12 protein-coding genes are annotated in these 15,293 nt (G+C 40.0%); 8 read left to right on the forward strand and 4 right to left on the reverse strand.

All coding sequences use genetic code 11. The features are described from left to right. Positions 1-206: 206 nt before the first annotated feature. Positions 207-3,344 (forward strand): PilC/PilY family type IV pilus protein, encoded by a 3,138-nt coding sequence (locus tag L1D46_RS10110; protein WP_239977506.1) that lies wholly within the window; start codon positions 207-209, stop codon positions 3,342-3,344. Between the two features lie 159 nt (positions 3,345-3,503). Next, positions 3,504-3,929: a type IV pilin protein gene (locus tag L1D46_RS10115; protein ID WP_178926775.1), complete on the forward strand. Its 426-nt coding sequence runs from the start codon at positions 3,504-3,506 to the stop codon at positions 3,927-3,929. 3 nt (positions 3,930-3,932) lie between these two features. Here L1D46_RS10115 and L1D46_RS10120 read toward each other — a convergent pair whose 3' ends face one another. Both L1D46_RS10120 and L1D46_RS10125 read right to left on the reverse strand, forming a co-directional pair. Further along, positions 3,933-4,460, reverse strand: a complete 528-nt coding sequence (locus L1D46_RS10120) for a GspH/FimT family pseudopilin (RefSeq protein WP_178926776.1) — start codon at positions 4,458-4,460, stop codon at positions 3,933-3,935. A 71-nt stretch (positions 4,461-4,531) separates the two neighbouring features. Beyond that, positions 4,532-5,080 carry a GspH/FimT family pseudopilin gene (locus L1D46_RS10125; protein WP_130051909.1) on the reverse strand — a complete coding sequence of 183 codons (549 nt, stop codon included), beginning with the start codon at positions 5,078-5,080 and terminating at the stop codon, positions 4,532-4,534. Positions 5,081-5,219: 139 nt separating this feature from the next. On the opposite strand from L1D46_RS10125, the gene L1D46_RS10130 reads away from it, so the two are divergent. Next, entirely contained in the window at positions 5,220-5,558 is a 339-nt protein-coding gene (locus L1D46_RS10130; protein ID WP_054551748.1) for a P-II family nitrogen regulator, read from the forward strand. Positions 5,559-5,626: 68 nt separating this feature from the next. Here L1D46_RS10130 and L1D46_RS10135 read toward each other — a convergent pair whose 3' ends face one another. Further along, positions 5,627-6,385 (reverse strand): outer membrane protein assembly factor BamD, encoded by a 759-nt coding sequence (locus tag L1D46_RS10135; RefSeq protein WP_130051908.1) that lies wholly within the window; start codon positions 6,383-6,385, stop codon positions 5,627-5,629. Positions 6,386-6,514: 129 nt separating this feature from the next. Here L1D46_RS10135 and rluD point away from each other — a divergent pair, with 129 nt between their 5' ends. The 3 genes from rluD to clpB all read left to right on the forward strand — a co-directional run bounded on the left by rluD (position 6,515) and on the right by clpB (position 10,895). After that, positions 6,515-7,492 (forward strand): 23S rRNA pseudouridine(1911/1915/1917) synthase RluD, encoded by a 978-nt coding sequence (gene rluD, locus L1D46_RS10140; RefSeq protein ID WP_130051907.1) that lies wholly within the window; start codon positions 6,515-6,517, stop codon positions 7,490-7,492. Positions 7,493-7,497: 5 nt separating this feature from the next. Continuing rightward, positions 7,498-8,220 carry a peptidoglycan editing factor PgeF gene (gene pgeF / locus L1D46_RS10145; protein WP_239977512.1) on the forward strand — a complete coding sequence of 241 codons (723 nt, stop codon included), beginning with the start codon at positions 7,498-7,500 and terminating at the stop codon, positions 8,218-8,220. A 98-nt stretch (positions 8,221-8,318) separates the two neighbouring features. Continuing rightward, positions 8,319-10,895: an ATP-dependent chaperone ClpB gene (gene clpB / locus L1D46_RS10150; RefSeq protein ID WP_130051906.1), complete on the forward strand. Its 2,577-nt coding sequence runs from the start codon at positions 8,319-8,321 to the stop codon at positions 10,893-10,895. A 58-nt stretch (positions 10,896-10,953) separates the two neighbouring features. Here clpB and L1D46_RS10155 read toward each other — a convergent pair whose 3' ends face one another. After that, positions 10,954-12,501: a methyl-accepting chemotaxis protein gene (locus tag L1D46_RS10155; protein ID WP_239977507.1), complete on the reverse strand. Its 1,548-nt coding sequence runs from the start codon at positions 12,499-12,501 to the stop codon at positions 10,954-10,956. Positions 12,502-12,893: 392 nt separating this feature from the next. Between L1D46_RS10155 and gshA the strand changes: the two genes are divergently transcribed. Together gshA and L1D46_RS10165 are read left to right on the forward strand one after the other, a co-directional pair. Further along, on the forward strand, positions 12,894-14,468 hold the full coding sequence (gene gshA / locus L1D46_RS10160) for a glutamate--cysteine ligase (protein WP_167658486.1): 1,575 nt from the start codon (positions 12,894-12,896) through the stop codon (positions 14,466-14,468). A 136-nt stretch (positions 14,469-14,604) separates the two neighbouring features. Continuing rightward, a complete protein-coding gene (locus L1D46_RS10165; RefSeq protein WP_130051903.1) occupies positions 14,605-15,213 on the forward strand; it encodes a transglycosylase SLT domain-containing protein in 609 nt (202 codons plus the stop codon). Positions 15,214-15,293: the final 80 nt, after the last annotated feature.

The raw sequence follows: 15,293 nt of genomic DNA on the forward strand, positions 1-15,293 counted from the left end.
CATATTAAGTTATATCTTTATCAAAGAGTAACTAGATTTTAAGTTTGAAAAATAACTTAGTACTATGAACAATTGCAGGCAAGTAATTTAAGCATTGGGCTACTTGAACTGCACTCTTTTTTAACATTGGCATCGAGTTGGGTTTTGTGATGAAAATAGGAAAATTAATTAGCAAACTCTTGCTAAATTGTGCTGTGATTTTCAGTATGATGACCCATGCGGAAGACATCGAATTGTATGTTAATCACAATGTTGATTTAGATGAAAAACCACGCGTACTCATTGTTTTTGACACCTCAGGTAGTATGGCGTTTTCAACCAGCTCAGGTAATAGTTGCGGTTATTCTGGTGGCTATATTTTGTGCAGCGATAGCCGATTAGGCGTTGCACAAGATGCGATAACTAAACTTGTAGATGGTAATGATGATATTGATTTTGGTCTTATGCGTTTTAATAGTACTAGCGGTGGTTATGTACTAGCGGGTATTGGTTCGCCAATGTCAACGCTGAAAACGACGATCGCCAATTTACCTGCTGATGGAGGGACACCGCTAACTGAAACTCTCTGGGAAGCGTATCTATATATTACTGGGCAAAGTTTATATTATGGCAAGAAAGTTAATGAGCTATTTCGCGATACTTCTGTAGAAAGTAAAACATCAACAACAAATAGAGTCAGGAAGTGTAACTGGTGGGGGTGCTGGTGGGAAAATGAAACAGTTACTAATTACACTTATATCTCTCCTTTTGATAACCCTGATGAAGTAAAGCGCTGTGATAACTCAGTTAATGTAATTTACATGACTGATGGTGACCCATCTGCGGGCTCTGATAATGAGCAAGACTCAAACATAAGCAGTTTACACAAGTCGTATTTCGGTAGCTCTCTATCAGATAGCGATAAAATTGCTGGTGTGTATTTGCACAAGCTTGCAAAAATTATCCATGGAACTGACAATGTTGAAGTTGATCTACGTCCAGATACTTCCGAAATTCATGAAACAGGTCGGGTTTACACCATAGGTTTTGGCTCTGGAATGAGCGACAATGGTAAACGTTTGTTGTCTGAAACCGCTCGCCTTGGAGGTGGTAAGTACCTTCATGCCAATACCTCTGATCAATTATCAGAGGCTTTAAAAAATACCATAACTCAAATTCGAGAGGTCAATGACAGTTTTACAGCTCCCTCTGTAGCGAGTAACAACGTAGATCAAACACGCAGCCGAGAATCAATTTATTATGCGATGTTTTATCCTAAAACAGGAGCTCGTTGGCGTGGTAACTTGAAAAAGTTAAAAGTGTCTGGTGACCAAATTATTGATAAAGATGGTAAACAGGCTCTAAATGAAGATGGTCTTATAGATAAAAATGCAAAAACATTTTGGTTACCAAGTGGTGAAAATGCTGATGGCAATTCAGTAGAGCTAGGTGGCGTGAACTTATATCTTTCTAATTCTTCAAGCGTTCCTAATCAAGGCAGAAAGGTTATCACCAATGTTAATGGCCGATTACTTAATTTCACACGTTACCGAGTTGTTTTTCATTATGGAACAATAGCAAAAGCAGCAGTCGATTTTGAAGCGGACGCCAATGAAGTTGAGGATCTTATAAATTGGTCAAGAGGTCTTGATATTGATGATGAAGATAAAGATGGTTCAACAACTGATTCGCGCAAAGATATCTTTGGTGATCCACTACATTCAAAACCTGTAACGATTGATTATGGAAATGATGATATCCGTATTTTAATCGGAACTAATGCAGGTTATTTGCATATGTTTCAAGATAAAAATGATGTACTAAGTGAAAGCTGGGCATTTATCCCTAGAAGCTTATATAAAATTATAAAGCCACTTCGTGAGAATCAAGCAGATACAAAGGTCTATGGTGTTGACGGGCCAATTTCAATATTTTTTGATGATAAAAATAATGATGGGATAGTTAATGACTCAGATCGTGTTTGGGCATTTTTTGGCCTAAGACGAGGTGGTAACAAGTATTATGGCCTTGATATTACTAATCCTGATTCTCCCAAATTATTATGGGATGAGCCTATTACAGGTGGAACAGGCGACTTTTCAGAGCTGGCACAAACATGGTCTAAGCCAACGGTGACGTACATTAACTTAAGTGGATACAAAGATAAACCTGTGCTTATATTTGGTGCAGGTTATGATACCAACAAAGATAATGTTATTCGTACAAACGATAGTAAAGGACGAGGCGTTTTTATTGTTGATGCCGAAACAGGAAAGAAAATATGGGCCTTAACGCCAAATGAAAATGGATTTACAGGTAATCACAGTATTGCCTCAGATATAACGGTTTTAGATTCTGACTACGATGGTTATGTTGATCGTTTATACGCAACAGATACAGGTGGAGATATTTGGCGAATTGATATGCCATCTGAGAATTATAATGATTCAACAGAGCCATGGACACATTTTAAGTTAGCTAGTTTAGGCAGTACATTAGCTACCCAAGATCGTCGTTTTTTCTATAAGCCTATGATTGCCAGGACCATGTTTAGCAAAGTATCTAAAACAACTTATCAAGGTGAATCAATTACAACACGTATTGATACGCCATTTGATGCCGTATTAATAGGTAGCGGGAATCGTTCAAAACCGTTATCAACAGCAACAAATGATCAGCTTTTTATGATACGCGATATCAATACGGTAACTCAGTCATTTATGGGAACGGATGTACCAGCGCCTATCACTCAAGCTGATTTAATGGATGTGGGGTCAGATCCATTCGGTAATGCACTAGATGACCTGGATAAATTTACTGAGCTTGAAGTAGAACTGGGTGAATTTAGCGGTTGGTATTACAACCTACCAACTACCGGTGAAAAGTCACTAGCGGCAAGTACCGTAATAGGTGGCGTTGCTTACTTTACAAGTTTTTCACCAGCATCCACTACTGATTTAGTAAATCAATGTTCACTTACCGGGGGCTCTGGTAGCTTGTATGCTTTCCACTTACATTACGGCACTAAGGTATATGATAACTTAAAATTCACTACTTCTAATGATGTGCCTGACACACCTCAACTCTACTTTGGTATAGGCGATAGCTGTGTCGATGGTAATAGTGATGGTTTCTGCGATGACAATACAAGTGAAAAGGTAAAAGAGCAAAGCCAATTCTTGTCTATAGGACCAGGTATTAAAGGTGAGCAAAACCCGTTTAAGGTTCAAGAAATTTTAGGTCCAGGGCTTACAATTGAAGATGGTAAAATCAAATTAGTGAGTGATGCAGTGCCAATTGGCTTTGGATTTAAAACGCAACAGACATTTATTTATAAGCAAGAAATAAACGATAACAGTAATTAATTCCCGTTCAAAGACTCTGCTTAACAGTTTAAAACTAACTTAGGCAGCGTTGTATGATGGAATTGAGTATTTATCTAATTGCATAATCGCGACTCTAAACCTATGATAAGTTTAAAGCGAAGAATGCTCTGAATTAACAAAAGCATAGGTATTAATTATATGAATATAATAAGGAAAAAAAACCTAAAAGGTTTTACATTAATTGAGCTGATGATTGCTGTAGCAATCTTAGGAATTATTGCGAGCATTGCTATCCCAAGTTATTTTGAACATGTAAAACGTACAGCAAGAACAGAGGCAATAACCTCATTATTAGACGCGGCTAATAAACAAGAACAATACTTTGTTGATAATCGTGAGTACACAACTTCACTTTCTGCTCTAGGTGTTGCAGAAACAACAGAAAACAATTTTTATAAGTTAAAGGCGACTGTCAATAATAATGCCGGTACCTTTGAATTAGAGGCAACACCAGTATCAGGTCCGCCACTGCAAGATTCAGAATGCACTAAATTAATAATTACAGACACAGGCCTTAAAAAATCTCAAGGTTCTGCTGATTCGAGCACTTGTTGGGGGAAATAGGCTTTAGCACTTATCAGTATCAATCATTCTGACTCGACCTATTGTACTGACCCTAATAGCAAGCCCTTTGAGGCTTGCTTTTATGTATTCTGGGCAGTATATAAAAGTGCCATTGTTTAAACCCACTGGCATACCTGTTGGGCTAAATGTTACTGAGTGACGTGGGTAAGTCAGCATATCTAATTTATTTATTGCTTCAACTTCCAATAATTTGGTATCGCCACTTTCAAACACACCAAGCTCGCCTTTATCGACAAAGACAGTTAAAGATTTATGCCACATCGCCTTGTTACAACGGTTAAGCTTTAAAGCACAAAATGTCACATAGGCATTATTAGTTTGTGCCTTGAGGCGAGTAAATTGTAGTGCTCTTTTAACTGTATGCATATTACTTTCTAAGCGGTTATTGGCGAGGAGTGGCTTATATTCAAATAAAGCGAAATGCAGTAAAAACGAAAAAATTGATAAGACTATTAGGATTTCAATTAACATAGCACCTTTAAGGCTACGCAAGTAATTATTTGTCTTCATCCTTGAAGACTCCAAATCGCGACTATTTATTAAAATGTAATAGGAGCTTTGTATTTGTCAATTAAATAGAGTTAATTACATGTTTTTGTTGTTGTTCCTTCATACATTGCGGTGCCAGACTGTGAAATAGATAAGGCTTTATTGTTATCATTATTGCTACTTGAAGGGCAATATACGAATGTGCCTGGATCAGTTCTAATCATACCGCTAGTTTCAAATCTTATAACTCTTGCACCAGAAAAACTGAGCGAGCTATTATTGGGTATCTCTTCCATTACGCGCAAAATGATATCCCCTTGGCCAGGATTAAAAGTACCGTTAGGGCTTTTATCTACAAATACAAAAATACTTCCCAGGCTCCAGTCTCTTGAACAAAATATAGATTTATTTTGTTCAATTGATTCTGTATCGCCTGCGCAAACAATGACTAATTCATCACTACTCGTCGCTTTTGCTCGTGCAAAGCTGAGCGTGCGTTTTAATTCAAGCAAGTAGCTTTCTGCGCGGTCGCTTTCTAACATATCTGAGCTATCCCATAGCGCAATGACAGCAACGATGCCAACAATGGCAATCGTGACCATTAGTTCCAATAATGTAAAACCCCGTTGTAATGATTTCATTGTTATCTCTATTCTGAATCACTTTGTTTAATAATATCATGATTGCTGATTTAATCACCGTAATTCATAGCTTTGTTTGCCATCAGCAATTGGATTGTCTAAAATCGAGTCAATCGAGAAATAATAAGTAACCCTTAAAATGAAAAAAATCGAAGCAATTATTAAACCATTCAAGCTTGATGACGTGCGTGAAGCATTATCAGATGTTGGCATCACAGGGATGACGGTAAGTGAAGTTAAAGGCTTTGGCCGTCAAAAAGGACACACCGAGCTTTATCGTGGCGCTGAGTACATGGTGGACTTTTTACCTAAAGTAAAATTAGACATCGTTTTAAGCGATGAAGATGTTGACCGTGCAATTGATGTTATCGTTAAAACATCGCAGACAGGAAAAATTGGTGACGGTAAAATCTTTGTCACTGATGTTGAGCGAGTAGTGCGTATTCGTACCGCGGAAGAAGATGAAGACGCGATTTGATAAAATATTAGATTAATCGCAAACATTAAAAAGGCGCCCTAGGCGCCTTTTTTGCTTTTTAAATTATTTTAACGCTTGTTTGCTTCTCGCGTTGCTTTAGCGTGTTCACTTAGCTCAGATAAGCCAAGTTTATTGTAGCTTTTTTCCATGATCTCAAGCGCTTGATCAAGGTAACTACTTTGTGAGTAGTGCTCAACTACATATTTGCCACGGTTAGCAGCAGCAAGGTATGCTTCACGCTCATAGTAGTACTCAGCAACTTTTAACTCGTAGCGTGCCATTTTATTGAGTAACCACACAACACGTCTTTTTGCCTCTGGTGCATAAACACTATTAGGAAAACGTTTTAATAGTGTTGATAAATCAGTAAATGCAACACGAGTACGGTTTGCATCTCTGTCTGCACGGTCTACACCAAAATATTCTTGGAAGGCGTTTTCATCCGCTTTGATATTCACTAAGCCACGCATGTAGTACATATAGTCTAAATCTTTGTGGTTTGGATTTAAGCGAATAAAACGGTCGATAGTTGCCAGTGCTTGCTCAGTATTACCTGCTTGATAATGTGCATACACTAAGTCCATTTGTACTTGTTTTGATAGAGGACCAAAAGGGTAGCGAGAATCAATAGCGCTTAATAGCTCAATTGCACGAGCATATAAGCCAGAATCTAATGTTTGTTTGGCATCTTCATATAAAGCTTGCGCAGATTTATTAGGAACGCGTTGGATATCTTCTTGGTCGGGTGCTGATGAACAGGCACCTAAGCCAAGTACAGATACTGAAAAAACTATGGCGAACGCACGTTTCCCTATTTTATTTATCATTTTATTTCTTACCTTCGATGTCTTCGGCTAGGCCAAGTGAGGAAAACCGAGTAAACTATACGTATTATATTAAAGCGATTCTAACCCAGTCGAGCACAGCTTGCACTGGTAAATTGGGTAAAGTTACTAATGTCAGAGCAAATTTCTCTCCAAGCCGAGGTTCCAATTGACCTTGGCGGTAAACGTCTAGACCAAGTATTAGCGCAATTGTTCCCTGATTATTCTCGTTCACGTATAAAAACGTGGATTTTGGATGATAAAATCACTGTGAACGGCGAAATTTTAAACACACCACGTGAAAAACTACTCGGTGGCGAAACGGTGAGTGTTGAAACAACCATCGAAGCCCCTCGTGAATATGAAGCACAAAATATCAAATTAAACATCGTTTATGAAGACGATGATATTTTGGTAATTAATAAACCTATGGGGTTAGTGGTACATCCTGGTGCAGGTAACCCAGATGGCACAGTATTAAATGCTTTATTACACCATTACCCAGAGATCATCAATGTACCCCGTGCAGGTATTGTCCATCGCCTAGATAAAGACACCACAGGATTAATGGTGGTGGCTAAAACTATTCCGGCACAAACACATTTAGTATCTGCACTGCAAAAGCGTGAAAACTTCACCCGTGAATATGAAGCAATTTGTAATGGCACAATGACTGCTGGTGGTATGGTTGAAAAACCAATTGGTCGACATGCAACAAAACGTACTCACATGGCCGTGCATGAAATGGGCAAACCAGCGATAACACATTACCGTGTAGCAGAAAAATTCCGTGCTCATACACGCTTACGTTTACGGTTAGAAACTGGTCGTACTCACCAAATTCGTGTACACATGGCTTACTTGAACCATCCATTGGTTGGTGATCAACTATATGGAGGTCGCCCGCGTCCGCCAAAAGGGGCGACACCTGAGCTGTTTCAAATGCTACGTGATTTTAAACGTCAAGCCTTACATGCCGTTAAGCTCTCCATTGCGCATCCAATTACGGGTGAGTTGATGACATGGCAAGCTCCAATTCCAGATGATATGGCTGCCATGACAGAAGCATTACGCGCAGATACCAAAGCAAACCCAAATATCGAGCTTTAATTGTGATGATCACACCAGCATGGACTGCACCAAAAACTGTTAGCGCAATCAGCACCACTCGAAAGGGGGGTGTTTCATTCGCACCGTTTGATAGTTTCAATTTGGGTTTACATGTTGGTGATGATGAACAAGCTGTACTTGCAAATCGTGCGCTACTAGCAAGTCACTTACCAAATCCCGCGGTTTGGTTAAACCAAGTTCATAGCAGTGATGTGGTTGTGGTTGATGAAAGGTGTGATTTAAGCCTAGTTCATTCTGCTGATGCGCTGTATACCAATATAGTAAAACAGCCGCTTGCGATAATGACAGCTGATTGTTTGCCTGTGTTACTTTGCTCGAATTCTGGCAATGAAATTGCAGCAGTGCATGGTGGCTGGCGTGGCTTATCACAAGGTATATTGGCAAAAACCATTTCGCATTTCAAAGTGCCTACAAGCGATATTATTGCTTGGTTAGGCCCTGCTATTGGTCCCTTACAATTTGAAGTTGGGCAAGAGGTTAAAGATTGCTTTTGTTCGCAAAACCCGCTTCACCAACTAGCATTTACAGCCAAACATGAAAAATACATGGCTGATATCTACTTATTAGCACGTCAGCAATTAGCGCAATTAGGCGTGGCAAATATTTCAGGTGGTGAATACTGTACAGTCAGTGATAAGTCACAATTTTTCTCTTATCGCCGCGACGGACAAACTGGTCGCATGGCTAGCTTGATCTGGCGCAATTAATACGCCTTTTTTGTGATTAAATTTTCTTCTCTTACTTGAACAAATCACTAACCATACCCATTAATTAAGCAATTAGATTTTTTAATAGGTAAACCCTTATGCGTTTAGATAGATTTACAAGTAAATTTCAATCTGCGCTTTCAGATGCGCAGTCATTAGCACTTGGGCGAGATCATCAATTTATTGAGCCTGTGCATTTAATGTATTCATTGCTTCAACAAAATGGCTCGAGTGTGCGTGCGCTACTTGCACAAGCCGGTGTGAGTGCTGATGAGTTAAACACCAAGTTATCTCAAGAAATCGAAAAACTGTTTAAAGTTGAAGGCATTGGTGGCGATGTTCAGCTGTCAAACAACCTGATTTCGTTAATTAACTTGTGTGATAAATATGCTCAAAAGCGAAAAGATAAATTCATTTCGAGTGAGTTATTTGTTCTTGCCGCGTGTGACGATAAAGGCCCATTAGGCGACATTTTTAAAGCGCTAAATATTACTTCTAGCAAAATTGAAGCTGCAATCGAAGCTATTCGTGGTGGTCAAAAGGTTGATGATCCGAATGCTGAAGAAACCCGTCAGGCATTAAAAAAATTCACAATCGATTTAACTGAGCGAGCAGAGCAAGGCAAGCTAGACCCTGTAATTGGCCGGGATGACGAAATTCGTCGTACTATTCAAGTATTACAACGCCGTACTAAAAATAATCCGGTGTTAATTGGTGAACCAGGCGTGGGTAAAACGGCGATTGCCGAAGGTTTAGCACAGCGGATCATCAATGGAGAGGTACCTGAAGGCTTAAAGAATAAGCGAGTATTATCGCTTGATTTAGGTGCTTTAGTTGCTGGTGCTAAATACCGTGGTGAATTCGAAGAGCGTTTAAAGTCAGTGTTGAATGAACTAGCCAAAGAAGAAGGGCAAGTCATCCTCTTTATTGATGAAATCCATACTATGGTAGGCGCAGGTAAAACAGACGGCGCAATGGATGCAGGTAATATGCTAAAACCAGCACTTGCCCGTGGTGAGTTACATTGTGTGGGTGCCACAACTCTTGATGAGTATCGTCAATATATTGAAAAAGATGCCGCTTTAGAGCGTCGTTTCCAAAAAGTATTTGTTGATGAACCATCGGTTGAAGACACCATTGCGATTTTACGTGGTTTAAAAGAGCGTTATGAGCTTCATCACTCAGTTGATATTACCGATCCGGCCATTGTTGCTGCGGCGCAGCTGTCGCACCGTTACATTAGTGATCGCCAATTGCCAGATAAAGCGATTGATTTAATTGACGAAGCGGGCTCTTCAATTCGTTTGCAAATTGACTCAAAACCGGAATCTTTAGATAAGCTAGAGCGTCGTATTATTCAGTTAAAGCTGGAAGATAACGCCCTTGCAAAAGAGAAAGACGAAGCGAGCCAAAAACGTCGTACTGAGATGCAAGAGTTGATCACTGAGCTTGAAGCCCAATACCGCGAACTAGACGAAGTTTGGAATGCTGAGAAGGCTTCATTACAGGGCACACAAGTCATTAAAGCTGAGCTTGAGCAAGCGCGTCTTGATTTAGATGTTGCGCGTCGTGCAAGTGATTTACAGCGCATGTCTGAACTCCAGTATGGTCGTATTCCTGAACTTGAGCGTAAACTTGACCTTGCTTCACAGGCCGAAATGCAAGAAATGAGCTTGCTTAAAAACCAAGTTGGTGAAGACGAAATCGCAGAGATTTTATCGCGTTGGACAGGTATTCCTGTATCCAAAATGTTGCAAGGGGAGCGCGAAAAGCTACTTAAGATGGAAGATGAACTGCATCATAAAGTGATTGGTCAAGATGAAGCCGTTGTAGCGGTTGCAAACGCAATTCGTCGCTCTCGAGCAGGGCTTGCTGATCCAAATCGCCCAATCGGTTCATTCTTATTCTTAGGCCCGACAGGGGTAGGTAAAACTGAGCTGACCAAAGCACTAGCCAGCTTCATGTTTGACACTGAAGATGCCATGGTGCGCATTGATATGTCGGAGTTTATGGAGAAACACTCGGTGGCACGTTTAGTGGGTGCACCTCCGGGTTATGTTGGCTATGAAGAGGGGGGCTATTTAACTGAAGCAGTTCGCCGTCGTCCGTATTCAGTCATTTTATTGGATGAGGTCGAAAAAGCGCACCCTGATGTATTTAACATCTTACTGCAAGTACTTGATGATGGCCGCTTAACGGATGGTCAGGGCCGTACCGTTGATTTCAAAAATACGGTTATCATTATGACTTCTAACTTAGGCTCTGACATTATCCAAGAGCAAGCTGGTTCAAATGATTATGCAGGCTTAAAAGAAAAAGTGATGGGCGTATTGGTTAGTCAGTTCCGTCCTGAGTTTATTAACCGAATCGACGAAACCGTGGTATTCCATCCACTTGCTAATGAACACATTAAAGAAATTGCTGACATTCAGTTAAGTAAGCTACGTGAGCGATTAACTGAAAAAGGCTACATTCTTGAAGTAACGGATGCAGCCCTAGACCGCATCGCTGAAAGTGGTTTTGATCCAGTGTATGGGGCAAGGCCTTTAAAACGTGCTATACAACATACCATTGAAAATCCATTAGCACAGCGATTATTAGGTGGGGATTACCAGCCGGGTGCCATCATCCATATTGATGCTGATGAGAATGGACTTGTTTTCTCGAGTCGTTAATTAGCCCTAAAAACAAAAGCCGCATCATTTTGACGCGGCTTTTTTGTATCAGTTAAGTTTAAACTTTAAAGGTTAACAGCATATCGTTAACTTTGCGCGAGCCTTCAACAAGCCCCGCTGCATCTTTAGCGACGTTGTAGCTAAGCTTTAAGTTCTCTTCGCTGTGTCCTTTTATGCTTTCTACATTTTCGCGTATATCGGTGCTGACAACTTGTTGTTCCTCTGCAGCCGTCGAAATCTCAGTCGCAAGGCCTGATATTTCATCAATTTGTGCGAAGATGCTCGCTAGCTCAGTTTGAGTGTGAGCAGTAGTATCAACACAATTATCTGCTTGCGCTTTAGTTGATTGCATCACTTTAGACCAGCTAAATAACGTATCTTGGATCTCTTTAATTGAGCTGTGAATTTGTGCTGTCGCATTTTGAGTACGTGAAGAAAGTGCGCGTACTTCATCTGCTACAACCGCAAAACCACGGCCATGCTCACCTGCACGTGCTGCTTCAATTGCAGCATTCAGCGCTAATAAGTTTGTTTGTTCAGCAATGCCTTCAATCTCACTCATTACTTGGCCTATTTTGTCAGCTTCACTAGCAAGAGAGTTAGCGGTAGTGGCTGCTTGCTCTACTTGGTTAGCTAGATCAGACACCATGCTGCTATTATCTTCAATATGCAGTTTGATATCGTTACAGCTTTGGTAAGTTGTTTTAACCTTGTCAGCAGTGTGATGAGTATTTGCTGAAATCTCGCCAATAGTTGCACTCATTTGTGTCATTGCCGTAGCAATATCACTTAAACGTTGACCTTGTGCAGCAATACCTTGCTCGGTTAGTGACGATTGTTTATCTAAGTTGGTAGCAATGTCTTTGAATGAGTAAGTAGAGTCTTTAACACGACCTAATACAGTTCTAAGCTTAGCGAACAGCATTTGCTGATTATAGGCAGCAATACTAAAAGGGTGTGAACCTGAATACACATAGCGTGATACTGAATCAAACTCTGCACGTTGCTGCTTTAAATGGCTTGGAGTTACAACGAGCTCGTCATAATTTAATGCAAAAAGGAGTGCTACAACGGCACAGCTCGCTAAGGCAACCATCCATGAAGTAGTAAACGCTAAGCCGACAATGCCTGCAAATAAAATAACCGCAGACAAAATTTGTCTCAGCGAAATATTTTCACGAAATGACGCGACTGTTTTTCCATTATTAATCTTAGTGTACAGTGCCGTTGCACGGTCTTTTAATTGTTCAGATGGCTTAGTTCGAACTGACTGATAGCCAACCAACTGACCATGTTCATAAATGGGTGTAACAAATGCATCAACCCAATAGTAACGACCATCTTTACAGAGATTTTTAACCATGCCACGCCAAGAATGGCCTTGCTTTAGTTTTTCCCACATTTCTTTAAATGCCGCTTTTGGCATGTCAGGGTGGCGAACAATATTATGATTTTTTCCGAGTAGCTCTTCCTCGGTGTAACCTGCAATCGTACAAAATTCCTTATTTACGTATGTGATGACACCGCGTAAATCTGTAGTAGAGACAAGCTCTTGATTATCAGAGTATGTCACTTCTTGATTAATGATTTCTTGCCCACGACGCATATGAGTCCTCGAAATATACTTTTTTATGGTGTGCGGATTATAGTCTCAGAAAAATGTAAGGGAAGGGGGTGCATATAGATAACTATGAAAGTTTTAAAAATTTCATCTTCCCTTTGATCTAAAACAATATCTTGCTTGAATTATTATGTTTAGCCTCAGTCTTTTATATTAGTTAAAAGGCTCAGTATCCTCAAGAAATAAGTCTAAATAGTATTTTAAATGTTTTTAGCAACAATGAAGTGCCGCCAAAGCAATTGTATATTGTCCCTCACAATGGCAAGATTGAGCATCAAGTGAACGGGTACTAAATGAAACTGATTTTTCTGACTTGAGTAATTACTTTTTGCCCCCATACACTTAGGATTACAGCCACGTGGCTCGAGGAAGCATTTTTGATAAAACATGATTTAAATAAAACGCTAGAGGCGTTAACAGTACAATTTCCTAACGCAATTAATGGGATTAAACGTGGTATCGAGCGAGAAGCATTAAGGATCAAACCAAATGGTGTTATCTCACAGCAAGGTCATCCAAAAGGCGTTGGTAGCGCTTTAACTAATGATCATGTCACCACTGATTTTTCGGAATCGCTATTAGAATTTATTACACCAGTAAGTACGTCTGCAGAGCAAACCTTAGCTCAGCTAAAAGATCTGCAAAAGTTCACCTTGTCTCAGATGGATGATGAGCTCTTATGGCCTATCAGCATGCCGTGTTTTATTGAGCATCAAGACGACATCGTACTGGCACAGTTTGGTGACTCAAATATTGGCCGCATGAAAACACTTTATCGTGAAGGTTTAAAGAATCGCTATGGCAGTATGATGCAAGCAATTGCTGGTGTGCATTTTAATATTTCTTTTCCTGAGAGCTTATGGCAAAGCTTGTATAGTTTAAACGGCAGCCAAGGCACACTCGCTGATTCTATTTCGAATGGGTATTTGGGACTTATTCGTAACTTTAAACGTGAGCTTTGGTTGATCAGCTTTTTATTTGGTGCATCGCCAGCATTGTGTAGTTCATTTTTGCAAGGGCGCGAAACAGACTTACCATTTAAAAAACTAGGTAAAGGTACTCTTTACTTAGAAGTTGGCACTGCGCTGCGTTTGGGGAACCTTGGTTATACCAACAGTGCGCAATCGTCTTTGCGTGTTATGTACAACTCATTAGAAGAATATGTAGCAGGTTTAAAAGAAGCGATTCATACGCCATCTGATATTTATGACCATATTGATGATTACACAAGTGCTGAACCAAAGCAGTTAAACAAAAATATTCTGCAAATCGAAAATGAGTTTTATTCACCAATTCGTCCTAAGCGCAACGCAGCATCAGGCGAAACTCCTACAGATGCATTACTTCGTGGTGGTATAGAATACATTGAGGTAAGGGCATTAGATGTTAACCCATTTAGTGAAACGGGTATCGACTTACAGCAAATACGCTTTTTAGACGTATTCCTAACTTACTGCTTATTAAATGACTCTCCAGAGATGGATTGGCAAGAACAAAAGTTGAGCACTACCAACCTCGATGCGGTTGTTAATGAAGGCCGAGATCCAGAATTAACACTTAACAAGCAAGGCGAAATAGTTCGCCTGACAGATTGGGCTAAAACAATTTTTAGTAATTTAACTGCCGTTGCACGTTATATGGATAATGCATACGGGGTAAGTTATTACAGTGAAACTATTGCTGAGCTTGCAACCTGGGTACAAGATCCTAGAAAAACATACTCTGGCAAATACGTAGCAACACTTGCAAAAGAGAACCTAGATAATGGTAATTTTGCATTAGCACTTGCACAGCAGTACAAGCAAAGCCATCTTGCGTCACAGTATCAATTTTATGATCATGCATTTTTAGCGAAACAAGCTGCTGACTCTGTGCTTAAAGAGCGTGAAGTTAAAGCTGCCGATAGCGAAACGTTTACTGCTTTTTTAGATGACTATTTTGCTAAAGCTTAGTAAGGTGAAGACATAAAAAAACGCAGCCTATGGTGGCTGCGTCAAAGATTCTTCAGGGATGAAACAATGCTATACTGCTGCATTCATAAGTTCAGACTGACCTGATAAGAAAAAGTTCAGCGAGATCCAAAAAAAAATGAAAAAAAGTATAATTATTTTATCGCTGGCCGCATCATTGGCTGGATGTGCAACCGCTCCTCCAGAGCAACCCCATGATATCTGTAAGATTTTTGAAGAAAAGCCTGATTGGTACTACGATGCCCGCGATGCTCAAGAAAAATGGGGATCGCCTAAACATGTGCTAATGAGCATGATGTATCAAGAAAGCTCATTTCGTCATGATGCTGCTCCGCCAATGGAATACTTCTTATGGGTTATTCCAATAGGTCGTGCCAGTTCTGCCTATGGCTATTCACAAGCGAAAACACCTACTTGGTCAGATTACATCCGAGAAACAGGCAACAGCGGTGCAGACAGGGATGATTTTGATGATGCTATCGACTTTATGGCGTGGTTTGTTTACAAAACTCATAAAGTAAATGGTGTATCGAAATGGGACGCGTACGCACAATACCTAAATTACCATGAAGGATGGGGCGGCTATAAGCGTGGTACTTATAAAAGTAAAAAGTGGTTAATGAGTGTTGCAAATAAAGTTAAACATCGAGCTAGCCGTTATGGCGCGCAACTTAAAAAGTGTGAAGCAGATCTAGATAAAAACTGGTTTGAGCGTTTATTTAGTTAATAGAGCATTGACGCAACCGTTTGGACTTTAAATTTTTACCAAATGTGTCTTTAAAAAGGCTATCAAAGATTTGATAGCCT

Source organism: Pseudoalteromonas sp. Isolate3, assembly GCF_022398505.1.
Lineage (GTDB): Bacteria > Pseudomonadota > Gammaproteobacteria > Enterobacterales > Alteromonadaceae > Pseudoalteromonas > Pseudoalteromonas apostichopi.

Excerpts from the sequence above, each read along its gene's own strand:
- L1D46_RS10110 (WP_239977506.1), top strand. The coding sequence starts at position 207 with ATGATGACCCATGCGGAAGACATCGAATTGTATGTTAATCACAATGTT.
- L1D46_RS10115 (WP_178926775.1), top strand. The coding sequence starts at position 3,504 with ATGAATATAATAAGGAAAAAAAACCTAAAAGGTTTTACATTAATTGAG.
- L1D46_RS10120 (WP_178926776.1), bottom strand. The coding sequence starts at position 4,460 with ATGAAGACAAATAATTACTTGCGTAGCCTTAAAGGTGCTATGTTAATT.
- L1D46_RS10125 (WP_130051909.1), bottom strand. The coding sequence starts at position 5,080 with ATGAAATCATTACAACGGGGTTTTACATTATTGGAACTAATGGTCACG.
- L1D46_RS10130 (WP_054551748.1), top strand. The coding sequence starts at position 5,220 with ATGAAAAAAATCGAAGCAATTATTAAACCATTCAAGCTTGATGACGTG.
- L1D46_RS10135 (WP_130051908.1), bottom strand. The coding sequence starts at position 6,385 with ATGATAAATAAAATAGGGAAACGTGCGTTCGCCATAGTTTTTTCAGTA.
- rluD (WP_130051907.1), top strand. The coding sequence starts at position 6,515 with ATGTCAGAGCAAATTTCTCTCCAAGCCGAGGTTCCAATTGACCTTGGC.
- pgeF (WP_239977512.1), top strand. The coding sequence starts at position 7,498 with ATGATCACACCAGCATGGACTGCACCAAAAACTGTTAGCGCAATCAGC.
- clpB (WP_130051906.1), top strand. The coding sequence starts at position 8,319 with ATGCGTTTAGATAGATTTACAAGTAAATTTCAATCTGCGCTTTCAGAT.
- L1D46_RS10155 (WP_239977507.1), bottom strand. The coding sequence starts at position 12,501 with ATGCGTCGTGGGCAAGAAATCATTAATCAAGAAGTGACATACTCTGAT.
- L1D46_RS10165 (WP_130051903.1), top strand. The coding sequence starts at position 14,605 with ATGAAAAAAAGTATAATTATTTTATCGCTGGCCGCATCATTGGCTGGA.